The following is an 18650-nucleotide window of genomic DNA, read 5'->3' as shown; positions in this document are numbered from 1 at the left end:
GGGTGATCCGCTCTTTTTTTAGTGGTTTGATGAGAGGAGAAGAACATGCCGATGATTAGGGTGAGGGAAAGAGGTGAGAATTCACTTGTTACAAAAGCGGTTGATTGGTTCGTGGACAGGTTAAAGGCTAATCAAATCTATGAACTTACCTTAACAAGGGAATTACCCACCTATCAATTAAAATCGAGAGCGGTTTTCCGTTCTGATGCGAATGGAGAGATTCATCCAAGTAAAACGCCACCGCTAAGTGGATCCTATTCGGCTGTGGACGCAATGGGCCTATTTTGGTCGATGGAAAAAGTAAATAGGAAACAAGCTGTAGAAAAAGAGCAAAAAGTCGCTCCTAGGCACTATATGTTGACACTGAGACACCAAGAGGAAACCCTCGATTCGATTTCTATTCGTCGTTATTGGTATTGCTCTTCTATTACCCGAAAAGCCGTGTTGGAAGAGGGTATCATTGGTACATACTTCTACGAAAAAGGAGTGAGAAAGCCAACCGTTCTTATTGTCGGCGGATCGGAAGGGGGAATTTATGAAGAATACGCAGCAGCTCTAGCAAATGAAGGGTTTCATACATTTGCAATAGGCTATTTCAATGTTCAAGGTGGGCCAGTGCAATTAGTTCATATTGATCTTGACCAAATAGAAAACGTCTTACATTGGTTAAAAAGACGCCCTGAGACAACAGGTAAGATTGGTATACATGGGACGTCTCGAGGTGGTGAACTTGCGCTATGGTCAAGTATATATGTAGCGCAAATTAACGCCTGTGTTTCACTTAATGGTATGAGGTATTCAATGGCAGGCATTGTTCCTTGGTCAGAGGAGCAATGGCTACCACCTGCATGGAAGTATCAAGGAGCTCCTTTACCTTATTTGACCCCTCTTAATCCTAAAAAAATTGCGATGGCATGTAAGGAACTTTTTTTAAAAGGGGAAAATCCGTTCAAGATATGGTATGAGACGCTATATGAACAAATTGCTCATTTTCCTAAGGCAAAAATTCCACTTGAGCAATCAGGTAAACCAACATTACTCATTGCTGGACAAGAAGATGGTATGTTTCCGGCAGAGGTGCTAACGCAAACAGAGACATGTGAATATGTTCAGACGATCTTGTATCCAGAAGCGGGACATGAGATTGGGATTCCTTACTTGCCTATTTTTGCTACTTCTTATCTTGGTGGTAGAAAAAGAGAAACAGCAATGGCAAGTATAGAATCTTGGAAGGAAGTCATTCAATTCTTCCATACACACCTACAAAAAGAATCGTAAGAAACAGTCCTCATGCCCTGTTTTTACTATTCGTTTATAGGAGAAATGCCTGACGCTATTAATTGTGCAAGTAACTTTTGATAACCTCGTTCATTTGGATGTTCATGGTCAATAGCGAGTAGTTGGTTTGTGTTTTTTTGTAGAGCTTGATACGCATCGATAATTTGAACGGTACCGCGGTTTTCTAACACTTTCAAACGGTGGTTGTAGCTTTGTATTGCTTGATCAAGTTCTTCTTCTTGGGGGTACGGGTTGTATACATTTACGATTCGTATACAATAGGGCTGACGTGAGCCTTCTTTAATAGACAAGATATAGCGTAGAAGTGTTTCCATTGCTTGGAAGGTTACCATTTCCGCTTGTAAGAATGGGCGATCCGATTGAATCAGCTTCGCCATCTCATAAGCGTCTAGGAAATCGTTTCCTCCAGCTGTAATGGTTATAATGGATGCGTTATAAATGAGATGTTCGTGCTGGTAGTTTGATGCATACCAGTAAAGTTTCCGGGCGGTAAAAGTCCCTTCACCCAAACGTTTTAAACAAACCGGCTCTTTTAGGGTTTTTTTTAAATACTGTAAATAAGGAGTGATCAGTCCATTTTGTTGATGGCTAAGTGAATCTTCCGTTGTGAGTGAATCCCCTATTGCGAGATAGGTGTACATGAGGGGTGGATTCACCTCCTTTGTACAGTTTACTCTTAAAGGCAAGCAAAGCAACGGCGACTGTCTGTACAACTGAAAAAGAAAAGAGGCTCTTTATATGTGGAAATATCATGTTCTAATTTGTTCATTGTTTATGATGGTTGGCGCTTTTATCGGTTTCTCCCTGCCCATGTATATAAGTGGTGTTACCATCACACCGTTAGATCTAGTGATCGCGCTCATTGTGGCAGTTATCTCCATTCCCATTCATGTTCTCATTCATGAAGCTGGTCATCTACTGTTTGGGAAACTATCGGGCTATCGGTTTTTATCGTTTCGTCTATTCTCGTACATGTGGGTGATGGATGGAGAACGAATTCGATTTAAACGATTGACGACACCAGGCATAATTGGACAGTGTTTAATGATTCCACCTCCCTTTAAAGAAGGAGAGGCGTTTCCATACCGTCTTTACTTAGCTGGAGGCGTATTGCTGAATGTGCTTGTATCTATAGGGGTAGTTGGATTATCGCTTATTTTTAACATTCAGTCTCTCTCTATTTTAATAGCTGCGACGTTGGGTGCTTTTATAGCGTGTTTAAACCTTATACCTATTAGCATTAGCGACGGTGCAACACTTAAGAAGTGTATAAAGAATCATGATATGAGGTGGTTGCTTTATGTGCAACTGCGTGTTAACGCTGAGATGACTCAAGGAAAAAGGTATGCTGAATTAGATCCTCGTTTTTTGAATCGACCTATGTCGATTGATCATGATGATCCCTTTCAATGGTTTATTAAATTTCTTACTTATTACATAGAGTTGGATAAAGGCGCTTATGAAACAGCATGGATACAGTTAAAAGACATGTGGGACCAGCTAGATACAAAGCATTTCTATCACCCAAGCCTGAAGAAAGAATGGCTCTTCTATCGTCTTATGACAAATCAGCTTGATCAACTAAACGTTGAACAATCATTTTTAACAGGAAAGCAGTTAATCGATCGACGTCTACAAGCGTGGTACCAATGGAAGGTAGAAAAAAACGCAAAAGGGGCACTTGCTACTTGTGAAAAGGCATTGCAAGAAACGATTTACCATACGAATAAAGGGCATTTTAAAGTGGAAGCGCAATTCATAAACGAATTAAAAGCTGATATTGCCCATACTAGCCAGATTGGATAAAGAAGAGTTTATTATTAGCTAACATCCAACTATGAAAAAAGTGTAAAAAGTTTCTTCATATTTATAAGCACCGCCCCGAGGCAAAGGGAAAAATCAGGTGTTGACAATGAAATTGGAAACCACTATGATCTCCTATATTAGAGCGAATAGGATGCAGAGGAGATGCAGGTGTTGAATCGCATACCGAAACTAATAAAGTTTCCTGAGGAAATTGTTCGAAGGGTAAAAAACTATCAAGTCGAACACAATATATCGACTTTTTCTAAAGCGGTCTATCAGCTCATTGAAAAAGGATTAAACAAGAAAGAACACTCGAAGTGACAGTGTTTCTTTTCTATAAAAATGGAAGCGTTAACAATTAGGTTGAGGGGGTTCGCTGATGATTGACCGCACGAAAGCGATTAAAACGGCAAAAGAGCTAGTAGCTTATAGGTTTCCAACATGCGAGCTAGCCTTATTGGCAGGGAGCGTTGCTCGAAATGAACACACGAAAACGTCTGATTTAGATATGATTGTATTTGATAATCAAGTGTCTTCATCTTTTCGAGAGTCGCGTTACCAAGATGGTTGGCCAGTTGAGTGGTTTGTTCATTCTACCACATCGTATCGGGTTATTTTTGAAGCAGATCAACGAAGTGCGAGTCCCACTATGCAACGAATGATGGTTGATGGATTGGTGTTAGTCAACCATAATCATGACTTTTATGAACAATTAAAAGCTGAATCAGAATTGGTTTTACAAAAAGGGCCTGACCCTTGGTCTTCACAAACCCAAAAGGAAAAGCGCTATTTTCTTACAGATACGTTAGAAGATCTTATAGGCGAACATAGAAAGCGAGAATTGTTCTTCATCGTTAACCATTTGATGGAACAGTTAGGAGAGTTTGTTTTGCGTATGAATGGTCACTGGATTGGTCAATCAAAATGGCTCTATCGATGTTTATATGCATACGACTGCCATTTTGCGGAGTCTTTTTATCAAGCATTTGAATACTTTTATCAAGCTGGTCGAAAAGAAAAGGTCGTTGCGCTGACACAGCATGTATTAGATGAAACAGGTGGCCCATTATTTGATGGGTTTTCTTTAGGGAAGAATAACTAAGCTACATAAACGAGTTAAAGGAGGATCTCAATGCTGCGTAAAGCAACTGAAGCAGACGTAAATGGCATTGCGTCTGTACATGTCCAGTCGTGGTTCACAACATACACAGGCAACCGTTGAGGTATTAGAAGCGAATAGTAGTAAGTCTTTTTATGAGCGAATGGGCGCAAGTCTAATTGAGAGAAATCCGTACCTCAATATGGGGAGGGGAATGTTCTACTGACGTATAGATGGGAGGCTATGTAAAAAAATAAATAGAGTATTTGAAAGGCTAATCTCTCTTGCTCCTTCATAGGTATGAAGAAAACGTATGATGAAGGAGCGTGTATATATGACTGATAACTATTCTGCTACTCAACCGTTTCCACCACCATTTTCAGGAGATAGGCGTTATGACTGGGAGCAAGATCAACCTGCAAGACTTCATTCACAAACCGTTGGTGAACGTGGACCGATCTTAAAGCAAGATACGATTGAACATGAAACGTTACAAACGTTTATTCACGAAAAGCTAAGAGAGCGACCTGTTCATGTAAAAGGATTTGGAGCCTTCGGATACTTTGAAACGTATTATTCGATGTCTCCGTATACGTCATTATCCTTTATGCAACAAGCTGGGACACAGCTTCCGGTCTTTGTGCGGTTTTCCCTTGCTGTAAGCACAAAAGGAACCCCTGATACTTCTAGAAATGTGCGAGGGTTCTCGACGAAATTCTACGCGCAAGACGGAATTTATGATCTAGTGTGTAACCATATACCGGTATTCTCTGTTCGTGATACGATTCGCTTTCCAGAAGCCATTAAAGCCTTTCTACCATCACCAGAAAATAACCTAATTGACCCGAATCGTTTTTGGCGATTTGTTGCACGTACTCCAGAATCCTTGCATTTTGTCCTTCGATTATATTCGAATATGGGGACTGTCAAAAGCTTCCGCCATATTCCCGGCCATAGCGTGAATACCTACGTCTGGAAAAATACGAACGGAGAGCGCCGTTATGTGAAGCTGGCGTGGTTTCCACTTGCAGGGGAACGCTACATTCGAAACAGTGAGGCTGTTCGGTTAGCGGGTGAAAATCCTGATGTGGCAGGTCAGGATCTGTATGACACCATTAAAGCTGGTGGAAAAGTAGAATATGGCTTATACGCACAAATAATGGATATGGAGATTGCAAAAGACTTACCGTATGATCCTCTGGATGATACGAAAGTTTGGGATGAACAACAGTTCCCGTTTCTTCCAATTGGGAAAATGACCCTTAATAAGAACCCTGATGATTTTGAAGAGCAAGTGGAAAAAGCCGCTTTTTCTCCTAGTCATTTGTTAGAAGGTGTAGAGCTTTCAGATGACAAAATGCTTCAAGGGCGTGCCAATATTTATTGGGATTCACAGCGTCATCGAATTGGTTCAGAGTTTCGGAAAGTACCTGTTAATCAGCAATCGAACTGGACGCCAGGAGATTTAGTGACGAGTGGAGATGGCCGGTATATAGAAGGAATTATGCAACGATCGGACATTGAGAAACAAAATGATTACACTCAACCACGACTATTCTTTGAAGCGTTACCAGAAAAAGAACAAGAGGATTTAATTCTAAACATTGGTAGCCAGTTAAAGGATGTAGAACAGGATTTACAACAAAATGTGTTAGCTGAGTTAAACAATGTTTCACCAGAACTTGCCTCAAGGATTAAACAAAATATGAATAACGATAGATAGGGTATTTCCTCCATTATGTACATCTAGCAAGCAACATGGCGTTACACTGTAAATAAATGGGAGTTGTGCTTTTGTCGCTAGAAATAATTAGTTGGGGAACAGCAATTTTTCAATTAGCCATGTCGCCATCCTGTTCAGTATAGGTGGCTTCGTTAGCTATCTGCTAGTTACGGCATTCGTTTTTTAAATCGTAAGTAAAAGGAAACAGAAGAGTTTAACGACTCTTCTGTTTAATTGGTTTTAAGTCCTCTTCTGTTACCCATTTGAAATTTTGTACGTCTTCTTTGGAATTAGAGATAAAATCAATCATATAAACGGTTGTCTCCCGTTGATCCACAATTTTTACCCTCTCTCCATTTAATGGAGGAATAGATGTATTGAGCTGGACAAACGCCTCATTTTCGATAGAAGTTTCCCCGTCAGAGTTAATATCTTCGTGTATGATCCACTTATAATGTAAAGGCTCAGAATGACTAGCTGCTTCATACTGAACTTCGTATGCCGTTGTTTCATAAGCTCCTTTAATCGTTGCGACGGCATACGCCATTCCAGGAATGGCATCATACAGAATGATTGCTTTAGAACCGACTGGATACGTTGGGTTTTCCACTGCTTCCAGGTGAGGTGGAACCTCATCAGAATAGTGCTGTTGAATTGTCCCAATGTCCTGACGATTTTTTGATTCATGTAATGTTTGAAAATGGTCAGTGTGTTCCTTTAAAGGGTGTGGTTGACCGCCATTTTGGTGGACGCCACAACCAGTTACAAGCATAATCAGCGTACAGCATACGGCTGTATGCTTAATAAATGTGTTCAATTGCATCGATGACACTCCTTTTTAAGGTCGTGTCATTAGATTCTCCAATCTACTCAAAAGCATGCTCGACTTTAAAAAAAAGAAAGCAATTTAGATCAAATGTTGTCAATGTAGTATAGCGTATACTGTGCGTAAGAAGTGGAGGTGATTAAATGTCTACATTCTCGCAAAAGTGTATGCAAGAGATCGAACAGATACTATTTGAACGGATTCAACTTAAAACGGTTGCGAGAAGGATGGGGTATTCACCCTCTCATTTTCATCGTAAATTTATTGCTGAGTTTAAGTTGAGTTTAGTTGAGTATGTACGAAAAAGACGACTGGCGTATGCTTCATCTTTATTAATCCATACAAAAGTACGAATTATTGAAATTGCATTGAGTGTTGGCTTTGAGAGTCAGGAGTCGTTTACACGAGCATTCCAAAAAGGGTATGGGCTCCCACCAGGAAGATATCGTTCACTATTAAAGGAATTAAAGGAAGGGGATCAAACGATGGATGTGACACCGATAAAAGGATGGATGTTAGCAGGGGACAAACCACAGCATTATGAGGTCGGGCTTGATACTAAAGTTGTCCATCAAGGAAAGCAGTCTGCTTATATAAAGGGAATTATGGAAAAACCAATTGGCGGATTTGTTACACTTATGCAACAATTCAAAGCAGATAAATACGTAGGAAAGCGCATGAAGCTTTCTGGCTTTGTGAAAACGAATGGCATTCAGGAATATTGTGGATTATGGATGAGAGTGGATAATAAGCAACAAGATGTTCTCCAATTTGATAATATGTATAACCGTAAAATTGTAGGAGATACCGATTGGAATATCTATAGTATCGTTCTAGATATACCGGAAGAGAGTGACTTAATTGCTTTTGGTCTAAATGTATCGGGCCCCGGACAAGTATGGTTAGACAGTTTAATCTTTCAAGAAGTAAAGAAGACCGTTCCTACAACAAATGTTGATTGGCAATTTGAAATGGATGATGCGCCACAGAACCTCACTTTTGATGACTAACGAGACCTTCCCTTGCATAGGGAGGGTTTCTTTTTAGTTAACATCATAAAAATAAGACGAAAATCTTTCGCATATTGAACGCAAGAAAGATAAAATGGAAATAGTATGTAGATTTGGTGCGTCTAGGGAAGGGTTTGTAAGGAAGTTACATAAAACAGGCATCATGGTAAAGACGCATAAATTCGAAAAGAACTATAGGATAAGATCGTTGTTTGGCTATTGGACAGAAGCTTCTATAGTCAGATAATTGAAAGTAGAGTAAGATAATGAGAAAAAAGTGGAGTGTCAAAGATGGATCGTAACTATGTCATTATTGTCGTATCTCGAAATGTGGGTGCTTTAAGAAAAGAAAGTCATCTTACTGAAACGCAAATGGCAAATGCGTTAGGTATCACAAAGAAAACCATCGTTCAGTTAGAGTCAGGTCACCTCCGGGCAGGGTGGACACTCGTTTGTGCCATTTGTGCCATTTTTCAAGAAAGTGAGATTCTTGAACGGTTATTTGGTGGCGACCCATTAGAAGTGATTAAGCTATTGAGTGATGATCGTGAAACGATTGTGCGTCAAAAAACAAAAGGTGGAAAAATTTGGTGGAAAAGTGTTAAAACATTGGGGAGCTACAGGCTTCAACAGAATATTATAAGCCAACATTATCGGATTATTGATGATTTAGATTACAGAATAGAAAGTACATTCAGCTACGAAACAGCTCTTCAAACATTGGAACATCTTGCTAAAGGACGATATGAAAAGCGATAGGGGAATGAAAAAGAAAATAGATAGGAAATTCGGTGGTATAAGGTATTACTGCTTACTTTGTGTTACTCTATAGAATAGAAAGTATCAAGCGAATAATAGAATGTAGATGCAGGAGAAGATAGAGATATGATCAAATCCAAAGACTATTTAAAGCCCATTACAGAAACCATTTTAGCTGAGAAAATGGCATTAGCGAACATGCCTCCGTCGCATGATCATATAGACGAAGCGACACTCGTTTCAAGGCTAAAACCGTGGCGACACGAGCTTATTGAAGTCTATGCACATTCATTTTTAAAGGATAAAGAAGAATCTGAAGAAGCAATGGATAACTGGGGAGAAGCTGTTGCAGGCTTGTTAGTATCTCTTGATTTAAAATTGGATGTAGCGTTAAAAGAAATTACGTATTACCGTGATCGAATTGGTGTCATTATTAAAGATCAAGCAGAAGAAGGGGGCTTTTCCTTTAATCATTTGTATGACGTCATTTCAAAATTTAATCAAATTGTAGACTTGGCGATCCAAAAGGTGAGCCAAACCTATATGAGAGATTATGCAAACAATATTGAAGTGGCGAAATATGCCATTGACGAACTCTCTGTTCCTCTTGTGCAGTTAACCGATGAAGTGGGAATTATTCCGATTATCGGTGAAATTGATACAAAGCGAGCGCAATATTTGATGACGAATGCATTAGACAAAGGCTCTCAGCTTGGTTTAAAATACATTATTCTTGATTTGTCAGGTGTAAGTGTCATTGATACGATGGTCGCTGCCCAAATCTTTAAAGTTGTCGATGCACTAAAATTGATTGGAATCGAAACAATGATTAGTGGGGTTCGTCCTGAAATTGCTCAAACAATGGTTTCATTAGGTATTAAAGTAGACTTGAAAATTTATAGTTCATTAAGGCAAGCATTTGGAAAGATTTCGATTGACCAATAATGTTCTTGAGGCTGAGGGGAAAGTGTCCCTCTTTGAAGAGTGGATAAAAGCAGTGCCAAAAGGCACTGCTTTTATTTTTTTCCTTCCACTAAATTTGTAACAGGTCAGTAGCCTGTGGTCGTTAAGAGGAGAGGTTTTTGTAAAAAGATTGGAGGGCATTTGCAAGGGGGAATGGTTGATCTTCATTCACTTCATGACCGGCATCAGGAATGCAAAGGAGCTTACTGTTAGGTATAGAGTTGGCCAATTGAAACGACGCTCGTTTATTTAAATAATCTCTTCCACCGTAGAGAATGAGAGTAGGACAAGTAATCCCAGCCAATGAAGCGCGAAAATCCAGATCTTCCATTGAGCGAGTTAGCGAAATAAAGTCTCGCTTCTGAAGCCCTTCTTGGTGAAAGAGACGACTTGGTAATAGACGAAAAATAACAGATTGCACCTGTAACAACCGTTTGGGCATGACGCATTGAGTGCCAATCAAACAGAGGGAAGCCACTTTTTCAGGGTGATCCTTTGCGTAATGAAGGGAAAGGATTCCACCTAGTGATAAACCTGTTAGGTGAAGGGGTTCATCTGAATGATTGCACCATTCGACAAAACGTTGATAGACGTTTTCATAAGTAGCTTCTGTCCCGTTAAGCAAAGAAACGATAGTAGGACACTCGACTGTCTCAGCAACCGATAATCCTTGAATGGTGCGATTCCAGCTCGAAGGCTTTTGCCCAAGACCATGAATAAATATGTTCACTCGCTTTTCTCTCCTTTTAGAGCTATTTCTCTCCTTTGTTATACTTCATATAAATGAAAACAAGATAAATGAGAACCGGAACTAAAGGAAGTAAATACACCAATTCGGCTACTTCCACTTGGTGATCTGAATCTGGATTTGATGTAAAAGAATAAATTAAAAAAAGTATACCGCTAATGGCTATAGCGGTCAGTAAAAAGAGGGTACCAATAATGAACACACCTTTTTCTATATGTTTCTATAAGTATAACAAGAGGTTGCTACTCATGACATATTCATTTGGGGGTAAAGGTGTCTTGGCCATCCTTCATTATACGTTTCTAGTGAAGACAATGTTTTTACACACCATTTCCGCATCTTTTCCCTTCCACTATCAAATGAAAGGTGCTACTCTCTTGTAATATGCAAGTTTACTAGGTAAAGGAGTGCACCATGGATTATCATCTATTTCGTTTAATAAACGACTTATCTGGCCAATACAAGATGCTTGATAGGATTATGTTATGGAGTTCTGAATATGTCACGATTTTGTTGGCATTCGCGTTGTTTGGTTTTTTTATAGTTGGTTTAAAGAAAAAAATATATATGAAAACCGCATTGTTTACAGGGGCGGCTCTTGTTGTTTCAATGGGTATAGGGTATGTGGTAAAAGGGCTGTTTTATCGACCGAGACCTTTTATCGAGCATGATGTGAACCTACTCGTCTTACATAATACCGCGTCCAGCTTTCCTTCCAACCATACGCTTGCTGCTTTTGCGATTGCGCTTGGAATCGCCGTCTTTCATAAAAAAGTGGGTAGCTTACTTCTTCTGTGTGCTGGGCTTATCGGTCTTTCGCGCGTTTACCTTGGTCATCATTATCCGCTGGATGTCTTTGCAGGGGTTAGCATCGCCCTTCTTGTTGTATTTCTTCTTAAGAAAAGCTTAAACAAATTAGAAAGAGGGACTCGTCGTCATGTAACCAAACGGGTTTCATAAGTGTAAACGTACGTTAAGTAAATCATTAGGGTAAGCTAGATGAAAGGGCTTGTTGGGACACCCTTACCCAACAGGCTTTTTTGCATGGACGCTAAATAATTATTAGAAAATTCATTTACTTATTGTTTCTTTCTATTGTAAACTAGATTTAAAAGCAATTGGAAGAACTTCGAAGGATTAGTCGATTATTTTGCTAGTGTGCGTTAGAATAACTGCTTTTAACGTCTAACTTTTTAAAAATACTTTTTGAAGTGAGGGATGATACATTAAAACTAAATTACATGAAGTCAACCGCGTTAATGTATTAAATCTTATTCGTGCGCAAGGTCCTTTGTCAAAGGCAGAGCTGGCTGAAAAAGTGCAGGTGAGTCAAACGACGGTTTCGACCATTTTAGCGAAACTGATGAAAGAAGATTATGTTATGGAGGAGGGGACCGGTGACTCGACTGGTGGGAGAAAGCCTGTGCTTTATCGGTTTAATCCCAATAAGGCATTTATTATTGCGGTATCGTTACGTAATTCTTCTATTCAAATGGCGGTTCTTAATTTATCGGGTGAACGAAAGAACGAAATGGTATACCAAGTTCAAAATGTAAAAGGCGATGCCTATGTCGAGCACCTTTTAAAATCCCTTTCTCTGTTTGTTCATCCTATTCTTGAGAGTCACTCAAAGTTCGTTGGGATCTCCATCGTTTGTCCTGGCGTTGTTGATGCGAAAAATGGCGTCATTCTCTATAATGCGAAACTCGATTTGTATCAAATTGAGCTTAAACAACGTGTGGAAGAAGCATTTGGACTTCAAGTCTTCGTTGAAAATGATCTAAATGCACTGGTGGTTGCGGAGAAACTGTTTGGTGATGCGCCGTATCAGGAAATGCTGTATCTTTCCATTGATGAAGGAGTAGGTGCAGGACTTGTTGTCCATGATCATATCTTTCGAGGTTATAGCGGAAGTGCAGGGGAAATTGGGCATATGTCTGTTGTTCCAGGAGGAATAGGTTGTTCGTGTGGCAATCAGGGCTGTTTAGAGAATTATGTAAGCTGGCCGGCCATTTATGCACGTATTCTATCAGGATGGTTTACCCAACAAGAGGGAGGCGCCATTGTTGCGAGAGCGGACTTTAATCCTGAAAAAGTAACGGCTATTCATTTTGTGGAGGCAGCATGTGAAGGCGATCCTTTTGCATTAAAAATTGTTGAAGAGATGGCGGAGTACATTGCTGTTGCGATTACGAATGTGCTTCACTTTATGAATCCTCAGGCGGTTATCTTGAATGGTGCACATGTGGTCAATAACGAACCACTTTTAGCGATACTGCGAGAGAAAATTGAAAAGAGAGCCATGAACATCGTCCAGAAGGATTTCGAGATGAGGCAAACGGCGTTAGGTAACGATATGAACTTGTTAGGAGCGCTGGCAGTTTTGCTTCAAGATGAAATGCAGGTTGGAAAATACAATGTATTTTTACGACAGCAAAATGGGTAAGGAGGAGAAGTAGTGAAAAGGGTGGCGAAATGGTTAAGTCTTTCTGTTCTTGCGTTAGGGCTAATCGGGTGTAGCAATGGTAATGACGATACTGGAAATCAGTCGATTAGTATTGCGCTATGGGATGAAAAAGCAAGTGACGCCATAGATGGCGCCATTGCATCATTTAAAGAAAAACATCCAGGTGTTGAGGTAACAGTTACGTACAGCCCGTTTTCACAGTATTGGACAACCTTAAGGACAAGTATTGGAGGTGGAGCGGGTCCGGATCTCTTTTGGATGAACGCAGTTAACTTTTATCAATATGCGCAGCCTGGATTAATCCAAAATTTAGAGCCTTTTATAGAGGGTGATGCAGACTTTGAAAAAAGTGATTATTACGAAAGTATGATCGATTTATATAGTTACGACGACAATCTTTATGGCGCTCCTTACTTCGTGGATGCTGTTGGGCTTTACTACAACAAAGACATTTTTGATCAAGCGGGTGTGGATTATCCAGATGAATCGTGGACATGGGAAGACATTGAGCGGGTCGGAGCCGAGTTGACGAATAAAGAAGAAGGTATCTATGGCTATTTGGCCCCAATCGTTCACAATCAATCGGGTTACTATAATTATATTCATCAAGCTGGAGGGGCCATTGTTAGCGAGGATCAAACCCAGTCAGGCTTTCGATCAGATGCAGCAGTAGAAGCGTTCCAGTTTGTAGAGCGGTTAATCGATCAAGGAATTTCACCAGGCATTAAATCACAAATTCAAAACGACAATAATCAGTTATTTATGTCCAACCAATTAGCGATGATGCCGGCTATATCCGTTATGGCAGTGATGTATCGAGAAGAACTTGGAGATAAGGTAGATGTTGCACCACTTCCAAGCTATAAAGAAGATACAGCGATATTGCATGGCATTAGCTGGGCGATGAATAGAGGAGCAGAACACCCAGAGCTTGCGTGGGAACTGATGAAGGAACTGACAGGTGAGACAGGGAACACCATTATTGCAGAAACTGGCTTTTCGACACCAGCGGCTCGAACAGCAGCAGATTTATGGTTGGAATCTTTACCGGACATGAACTTACAAGTCTTCATTGACGCTCAGGAAACGGGTTCTCCCTATCCGCTATCACGAAACACAATGGAATGGCAGCGAATGGAGACAACTGAAATTCAAGGAGCGTTTTTATCAGGTGAACCAATGGAAGACGTGCTTGAACGAGTGGGTCTTGAAATGGAGCGAATGTTAAATCAAGGATTAGATGAGTAAGAAGAAGGGGGAAAGTAAATGGCGCGCGCTTCGGTAACGGTAAGGTCTACACCTTCAACGAAAAAGAAGAAATGGACAAAAGATGCGTGGTGGGCACTTTTGTTTATTGGACCGACGGTATTAGGGTTAATGACATTTTACATTGGACCTGCGATGGCTTCCTTTGCCTTATCATTTACACATTGGGATGGACTAACAGCCCCTTCATTTGCTGGAATGGATAATCTTATCGCACTCTTTACTAGTCCTATCTTTTTGCGGTCGCTTTTAAACACGTTGGTCTTTATGCTGGTTGCTGTCCCTGCTTCAATTGCAATAGCGACACTGATTGCTGTCTTGCTCAACCAACGCATTAAAGGAATGATCGTGTATCGAGCTCTGTATTTTCTCCCTGTCGTCACAATGCCAATTGCGGTAGGGATGGTATGGAAATGGCTATACAATACCGAATATGGGCTGTTCAACTATATTCTTGGCGCGGTAGGCTTACCACAACCGGAGTGGTTGTTTAACCCTTCTATTGCACTTCTATCCGTCGTTGCTGTCTACGTTTGGATGACAATAGGAAATAATGTCATTCTCATTTTAGCCGGGCTTCAGAATGTGGATACAGGGTACTACGAAGCGGCAGAAATCGATGGTGCTTCAAAAATAAGGCAGTTTTTTTCCATTACGTTACCGCTCATTACGCCTACATTATTTTTTGTTATGGTCACGGCAATGATTAGCTCTCTGCAAGTATTTGATTTATTGTTTGTCATGATTGGTGATACAACCGCCCTTGTAGGACCGTTAAGAACGATCGTATATGGTGTCTATGAGTCAGGCTTTATGTTTTCCCAGATGGGTTACGCCTCAGCCCAGGCATTTGTGTTGTTTTTACTTATTCTTGGGATGACGATTTTACAGTTCGCTGGTCAGAAAAAATGGGTGCATTATGATGGGTAATGCCAGAAAGGGTGGCGTTGTATGAAAAAAAGCTGGATTCATATCTTGTTGCTAGTTGGCGCAATTGTCATGGTTATTCCTTTCTTTTGGATGGTTTCGACCTCATTTAAGTCGTATTTAGAGTCGATGCAAATACCACCCACAGTCTTTCCGGAGCAGTTTCGCTTTGATAATTATGCGCGGGTATTTGAGAGTGCAGATTTTCTAACGTATTACGCCAACACTATTTTTGTGACGGTTGTACGAACAGCCTCACAGTTATTTCTTTGCTCGATGGCAGCATATGCCTTCGCCCGATTGGATTTTCCTTTTAAGAATACATTGTTTCTTGTGATCTTATCGGTTTTAATGGTGCCAATCCAAGTCATACTTATCCCGAATTATGCATTGCTCTCACAGTTTGGCTGGATTAATACGTTCTATGCTTTAATTGTTCCTGGTATATTCAGTGCATTTGGGGTGTTTTTATTACGTCAGTTTTTTATGGGGATACCAAAGGAACTGGATGAAGCGGCAATAATGGATGGGTGTTCTAAATGGGGTGTCTATTGGCGTGTGATTTTACCAAATGCAAAGCCAGCACTTGTGGCTCTTGGAATTTTTACCGTCTTAGCTTCATGGAATGATTTTATGTGGCCACTTGTCATGACTAACTCTGCCGATATGCGCGTCCTTTCTGTTGGGATTGCAAATTTTGAAGGGCAATATTCAACAGAATACCCATTACTTATGGCAGCTGCACTCATGTCAACTATACCAATGTTACTTATGTTTCTTTTCTTACAAAAGTATTTAATAGCAGGAATTGCCCTAGGTGGAGTGCGAAGATAATAAGAGATGAAAAAAAGGAGATGGGACAAATGTTACGAGTCATGGTGGTTGGTCTTGGGACGATGGGGGCAGTGCACGCCTCTAGCTTTATGAAAATGAACGATACGAAGCTAACAGCAGTGGTTGATGTGAAGGAAGAACGAGCAAACGAATGGGGGGAGAAATCAGGCGCCAAGTCTTTCTATTCGTTTGATGAAGCAATTAGAGAAATAGGAGAGGAAATTGACGTCATTTCAATTTGTGTTCCTACTGATCTTCATCCAGCATTAGTGAAAAAAGCGGCTGATGTAAAGGTATCTATTATTTGTGAGAAGCCATTAGCTCGTTCGCTTGAAGCTGCAGAAGAGATGGTTGCTTATTGCCGAAAACAAGGTGTTGCCCTTTTCGTTGGTCACGTTGTCCGCTTTTTTCCAGAATATCAAAAAGCAAAGCAAGCACTTGATGAAGGAGCAGTTGGAAAAGTTGGTGTTGTTCGAACAACAAGAGGAGGTTCTTATCCTATTGCGACGGAAGATTGGTACGCAAACACAGATCGGAGTGGTGGACTCGTTCTCGACTTAATGGTTCATGATTTCGACTTCTTACGGTGGTGCTTTGGCGAGGTGGAACGGGTATATGCAAGGAATCTGGCAGGCGTCGCAGGTATAAATGAAGAGCGAAAGGATTACGCTCTAGTGACCCTTCGTTTTGCAAACGGTGTCATTGCCCACCTAGAAGGTACGTGGGCGCATGAAGGCTTCCGTACATCATTTGAACTTGCTGGTAAAGAGGGCATCCTCCACTACGATAGTCAAAAAAACCAAGCGCTCGTAGCGGAAAAAGCAAGCCCGGATGGGAAACCAGGTGTAGCGGTTCCTGAAAGTCCTTTACAGCACTCCCCTTACTATACGGAATTGAGTCATTTTATCCAGTGTATCCAATCAGGGAAAGAGCCGATCGTGACAGCGGAGGATGCGCTCAAAGCAGTGGAGATTGGAATGGCTGCTTTACAGTCAATTAAGGAAAAGAAGCCGATCACCATTCATTCTCAGACAGTAGCTCACTAATTTGAAGGAGGAGACGTTATGAAAGTAGGAATAATTAGTTTTGCCCATGGTCATGCCCATGCCTATGCATCTAGTTTAGTGACCATTGATGGGGTGACTGTAGTAGGAATAGCCGATGATAATGAAAAGCGTGGCCAAGAAGCGGCTCAACACTATAAAACGGACTACTATAGATCGTATCATGAATTGTTGGCTCAAGGACTTGATGCAGTGGTTGTGACATCTGAAAATGCACGCCATAAAGAGCATGCAGTCGCTGCAGCAAAAGCAGGAGCTGCGGTATTATGTGAAAAACCGCTTGCCCATACGGTTGAAGACGCACAGGCCATCATTGCTGCATGCGAAGAAGCTGGCGTTCTCCTGCAAACCGCTTTTCCAGTCCGCTTTAATGAAGCCATTAAACGGGCAAAGGCCCGTATTGACGCAGGTGAATTTGGCGCTATCTTAGCAATGAAAGGGACGAACCGAGGCAAGAATCCTGGAGGATGGTTTAATGATAAGCAGCTCGCAGGTGGTGGGGCTGTTATTGACCATACCGTCCATGTGGTGGATGTTATGCGCTGGATTTTACAAGAAGACGTAGCCGATGTTTACGCTGAAATCGATCAACATTTTTCGGCTGAAGCCATTGATGATGCGGGGGTTTTATCGCTAACGTTTCAAAACGGTGTCTTTGCTACACTAGACTGTAGTTGGTCTAGAAATCCGAACTTCCCTATTTGGGGAGACGTGACATTAGAATTTATCGGTACAAAAGGAACTTTGAAAGTCGATGCCCAAGCGCAGAAATTGGATCTTTACCATAGCGGTGGTCTTCAATACAATTTCTGGGGCGACAACATGGATGATAGCCTTGTTCGAGATTTTATTGAAAGTGTTCGAAAAAAGCGCAATCCGTCAGTGACAGGTATTGATGGATTGAAAGCGTTAGAAGTGGCGATTGGTGCTTACGCTTCTGCAGCTAAAGGTGACGTTGTTGCATTAGGTGAGGGAGAGCAGGTACCTCGATGAAAAAAGGGATAAACCAATGGTGCTATCCAGCAGGAACACCTCTTGATCGCGTGCTAGAATGGACAAAACAGGCCGGATTCTCATCAATCGAATTAAATGTAGGGAAGCCAGGAGAAGTGGGACTAACCCTTGATACAACGGTAGAAGAAGGGAAAAAGATAAAGGCGCAAATAAAAGCGGCCGGGCTTGAAATGGATAGCCTATCAACCGCATTATTATGGCAAACACCCCTTTCTTCTGCTGAAGAAAAAATGCAAGAGCAAGGGAAATACGTTGTAAGGAAAATGCTTGAACTAGCACATGAATTAGACGTTAGTACGGTCCTTGTTGTTCCAGGGATTGTGACGGAAGACGTACCTTATGATGAATGTTATGAGCGCAGCATTGCGGCAGTGAAAGAGCTTGCCTCAGTAGCGGAAGAGTTAAATGTCAAAATAGGAATTGAAAACGTCTGGAACCGCTTTTTGTTATCACCTCTTGAAATGGTTCGTTATATTGATGAGGTGAACTCTACTCACGTAGGTGCGTACTTTGATGTTGGAAATGTTCTTCAATTTGGCTATCCAGAGCAGTGGATTCGGATATTAGGAGAGCGCATTTTAAAAGTCCATGTAAAGGATTTTAAAACGAGCGTCGGTACGATTACTGGTTTTACGAATTTATTAGCAGGAGACGTAAACTGGCAAGCTGTAATGGAGGAACTTCAGCAGATTGGCTATAGAGGAGCATTAACAGCCGAATTAACACCGTATACCTATGATCCAGCAGCGCTTGCATATGATACGTCTAGACAGATGGACCTTTTATTGGCACCGCATCTAACGCCATACTAGACGTTGAGAAAAAACGGCCGCTTCGGTCGTTTT

At 41.0% G+C, this 18650-nt stretch carries 18 protein-coding genes; 15 read left to right on the top strand and 3 right to left on the bottom strand.

All coding sequences use genetic code 11. From position 1 onward, the window contains the following. Window positions 1–45: 45 nt before the first annotated feature. Window positions 46–1278 carry an acyl-CoA thioesterase/bile acid-CoA:amino acid N-acyltransferase family protein gene (locus PQ477_RS05850; RefSeq protein WP_035393728.1) on the top strand — a complete coding sequence of 411 codons (1233 nt, stop codon included), beginning with the start codon at window positions 46–48 and terminating at the stop codon, window positions 1276–1278. A 26-nt stretch (window positions 1279–1304) separates the two neighbouring features. Here the strand turns inward: PQ477_RS05850 and PQ477_RS05845 are convergent, their stop codons facing one another. Beyond that, window positions 1305–1940 (bottom strand): SGNH/GDSL hydrolase family protein, encoded by a 636-nt coding sequence (locus PQ477_RS05845; RefSeq protein ID WP_274273168.1) that lies wholly within the window; start codon window positions 1938–1940, stop codon window positions 1305–1307. 97 nt (window positions 1941–2037) lie between these two features. Between PQ477_RS05845 and PQ477_RS05840 the strand changes: the two genes are divergently transcribed. The 3 genes from PQ477_RS05840 to PQ477_RS05830 all read left to right on the top strand — a co-directional run bounded on the left by PQ477_RS05840 (window position 2038) and on the right by PQ477_RS05830 (window position 5927). Beyond that, the gene (locus PQ477_RS05840; RefSeq protein WP_051667670.1) at window positions 2038–3105 is read left to right on the top strand and encodes a zinc metalloprotease; all 1068 of its coding nucleotides are present in this window, start codon (window positions 2038–2040) and stop codon (window positions 3103–3105) included. A gap of 379 nt (window positions 3106–3484) precedes the next feature. Next, entirely contained in the window at window positions 3485–4207 is a 723-nt protein-coding gene (locus PQ477_RS05835; protein ID WP_274273167.1) for a nucleotidyltransferase domain-containing protein, read from the top strand. Window positions 4208–4538: 331 nt separating this feature from the next. Further along, window positions 4539–5927 (top strand): catalase, encoded by a 1389-nt coding sequence (locus PQ477_RS05830; RefSeq protein ID WP_274273166.1) that lies wholly within the window; start codon window positions 4539–4541, stop codon window positions 5925–5927. Window positions 5928–6141: 214 nt separating this feature from the next. On the opposite strand, the gene PQ477_RS05825 is transcribed toward PQ477_RS05830, so the two are convergent. Continuing rightward, window positions 6142–6750, bottom strand: coding sequence for a DUF1541 domain-containing protein (locus PQ477_RS05825; RefSeq protein ID WP_274273165.1), 609 nt, complete (start codon window positions 6748–6750; stop codon window positions 6142–6144). Window positions 6751–6896: 146 nt separating this feature from the next. On the opposite strand from PQ477_RS05825, the gene PQ477_RS05820 reads away from it, so the two are divergent. From PQ477_RS05820 to PQ477_RS05810, 3 genes are all read left to right on the top strand, one after another. After that, window positions 6897–7763: a helix-turn-helix domain-containing protein gene (locus PQ477_RS05820; protein WP_035393718.1), complete on the top strand. Its 867-nt coding sequence runs from the start codon at window positions 6897–6899 to the stop codon at window positions 7761–7763. Between the two features lie 291 nt (window positions 7764–8054). Beyond that, window positions 8055–8522 carry a helix-turn-helix transcriptional regulator gene (locus PQ477_RS05815; RefSeq protein WP_035393716.1) on the top strand — a complete coding sequence of 156 codons (468 nt, stop codon included), beginning with the start codon at window positions 8055–8057 and terminating at the stop codon, window positions 8520–8522. Window positions 8523–8648: 126 nt separating this feature from the next. Continuing rightward, window positions 8649–9467: an STAS domain-containing protein gene (locus PQ477_RS05810; RefSeq protein WP_060704518.1), complete on the top strand. Its 819-nt coding sequence runs from the start codon at window positions 8649–8651 to the stop codon at window positions 9465–9467. A gap of 121 nt (window positions 9468–9588) precedes the next feature. Here the strand turns inward: PQ477_RS05810 and PQ477_RS05805 are convergent, their stop codons facing one another. Then, on the bottom strand, window positions 9589–10215 hold the full coding sequence (locus PQ477_RS05805; RefSeq protein WP_274273164.1) for an alpha/beta fold hydrolase: 627 nt from the start codon (window positions 10213–10215) through the stop codon (window positions 9589–9591). A gap of 432 nt (window positions 10216–10647) precedes the next feature. Between PQ477_RS05805 and PQ477_RS05800 the strand changes: the two genes are divergently transcribed. The 8 genes from PQ477_RS05800 (at window position 10648) to PQ477_RS05765 (ending at window position 18617) form a co-directional block, all read left to right on the top strand. Then, window positions 10648–11193 (top strand): phosphatase PAP2 family protein, encoded by a 546-nt coding sequence (locus tag PQ477_RS05800; protein ID WP_052007618.1) that lies wholly within the window; start codon window positions 10648–10650, stop codon window positions 11191–11193. A gap of 265 nt (window positions 11194–11458) precedes the next feature. After that, the gene (locus PQ477_RS05795; protein ID WP_274273550.1) at window positions 11459–12679 is read left to right on the top strand and encodes an ROK family transcriptional regulator; all 1221 of its coding nucleotides are present in this window, start codon (window positions 11459–11461) and stop codon (window positions 12677–12679) included. A 12-nt stretch (window positions 12680–12691) separates the two neighbouring features. Continuing rightward, window positions 12692–13948 carry an ABC transporter substrate-binding protein gene (locus PQ477_RS05790; protein WP_274273163.1) on the top strand — a complete coding sequence of 419 codons (1257 nt, stop codon included), beginning with the start codon at window positions 12692–12694 and terminating at the stop codon, window positions 13946–13948. 18 nt (window positions 13949–13966) lie between these two features. Next, window positions 13967–14896, top strand: a complete 930-nt coding sequence (locus PQ477_RS05785; protein ID WP_274273162.1) for a carbohydrate ABC transporter permease — start codon at window positions 13967–13969, stop codon at window positions 14894–14896. Window positions 14897–14917: 21 nt separating this feature from the next. Next, window positions 14918–15727, top strand: a complete 810-nt coding sequence (locus tag PQ477_RS05780; protein WP_035393705.1) for a carbohydrate ABC transporter permease — start codon at window positions 14918–14920, stop codon at window positions 15725–15727. Window positions 15728–15756: 29 nt separating this feature from the next. After that, complete coding sequence (locus PQ477_RS05775; RefSeq protein WP_144560181.1) at window positions 15757–16773, top strand: Gfo/Idh/MocA family protein; 1017 nt, start codon at window positions 15757–15759, stop codon at window positions 16771–16773. An 18-nt stretch (window positions 16774–16791) separates the two neighbouring features. Then, window positions 16792–17784, top strand: a complete 993-nt coding sequence (locus PQ477_RS05770; protein WP_274273161.1) for a Gfo/Idh/MocA family protein — start codon at window positions 16792–16794, stop codon at window positions 17782–17784. Then, entirely contained in the window at window positions 17781–18617 is an 837-nt protein-coding gene (locus PQ477_RS05765) for a sugar phosphate isomerase/epimerase family protein (RefSeq protein WP_274273160.1), read from the top strand. Before PQ477_RS05770 ends, PQ477_RS05765 begins: the two co-directional genes overlap by 4 nt. Window positions 18618–18650: the final 33 nt, after the last annotated feature.

Origin of the sequence: Shouchella hunanensis, from assembly GCF_028735875.1 — a bacterium.
In the GTDB taxonomy this organism is placed as follows: domain Bacteria; phylum Bacillota; class Bacilli; order Bacillales; family Bacillaceae_D; genus Shouchella; species Shouchella hunanensis.
The sequence above is the reverse complement of the archived record's forward strand: the minus strand, read 5'-3'. Positions and strand labels throughout refer to the sequence as shown.

Excerpts from the sequence above, each read along its gene's own strand:
- PQ477_RS05850 (WP_035393728.1), top strand. The coding sequence starts at position 46 with ATGCCGATGATTAGGGTGAGGGAAAGAGGTGAGAATTCACTTGTTACA.
- PQ477_RS05845 (WP_274273168.1), bottom strand. The coding sequence starts at position 1,940 with ATGTACACCTATCTCGCAATAGGGGATTCACTCACAACGGAAGATTCA.
- PQ477_RS05840 (WP_051667670.1), top strand. The coding sequence starts at position 2,038 with ATGTGGAAATATCATGTTCTAATTTGTTCATTGTTTATGATGGTTGGC.
- PQ477_RS05835 (WP_274273167.1), top strand. The coding sequence starts at position 3,485 with ATGATTGACCGCACGAAAGCGATTAAAACGGCAAAAGAGCTAGTAGCT.
- PQ477_RS05830 (WP_274273166.1), top strand. The coding sequence starts at position 4,539 with ATGACTGATAACTATTCTGCTACTCAACCGTTTCCACCACCATTTTCA.
- PQ477_RS05825 (WP_274273165.1), bottom strand. The coding sequence starts at position 6,750 with ATGCAATTGAACACATTTATTAAGCATACAGCCGTATGCTGTACGCTG.
- PQ477_RS05820 (WP_035393718.1), top strand. The coding sequence starts at position 6,897 with ATGTCTACATTCTCGCAAAAGTGTATGCAAGAGATCGAACAGATACTA.
- PQ477_RS05815 (WP_035393716.1), top strand. The coding sequence starts at position 8,055 with ATGGATCGTAACTATGTCATTATTGTCGTATCTCGAAATGTGGGTGCT.
- PQ477_RS05810 (WP_060704518.1), top strand. The coding sequence starts at position 8,649 with ATGATCAAATCCAAAGACTATTTAAAGCCCATTACAGAAACCATTTTA.
- PQ477_RS05800 (WP_052007618.1), top strand. The coding sequence starts at position 10,648 with ATGGATTATCATCTATTTCGTTTAATAAACGACTTATCTGGCCAATAC.
- PQ477_RS05785 (WP_274273162.1), top strand. The coding sequence starts at position 13,967 with ATGGCGCGCGCTTCGGTAACGGTAAGGTCTACACCTTCAACGAAAAAG.
- PQ477_RS05780 (WP_035393705.1), top strand. The coding sequence starts at position 14,918 with ATGAAAAAAAGCTGGATTCATATCTTGTTGCTAGTTGGCGCAATTGTC.
- PQ477_RS05775 (WP_144560181.1), top strand. The coding sequence starts at position 15,757 with ATGTTACGAGTCATGGTGGTTGGTCTTGGGACGATGGGGGCAGTGCAC.
- PQ477_RS05770 (WP_274273161.1), top strand. The coding sequence starts at position 16,792 with ATGAAAGTAGGAATAATTAGTTTTGCCCATGGTCATGCCCATGCCTAT.
- PQ477_RS05765 (WP_274273160.1), top strand. The coding sequence starts at position 17,781 with ATGAAAAAAGGGATAAACCAATGGTGCTATCCAGCAGGAACACCTCTT.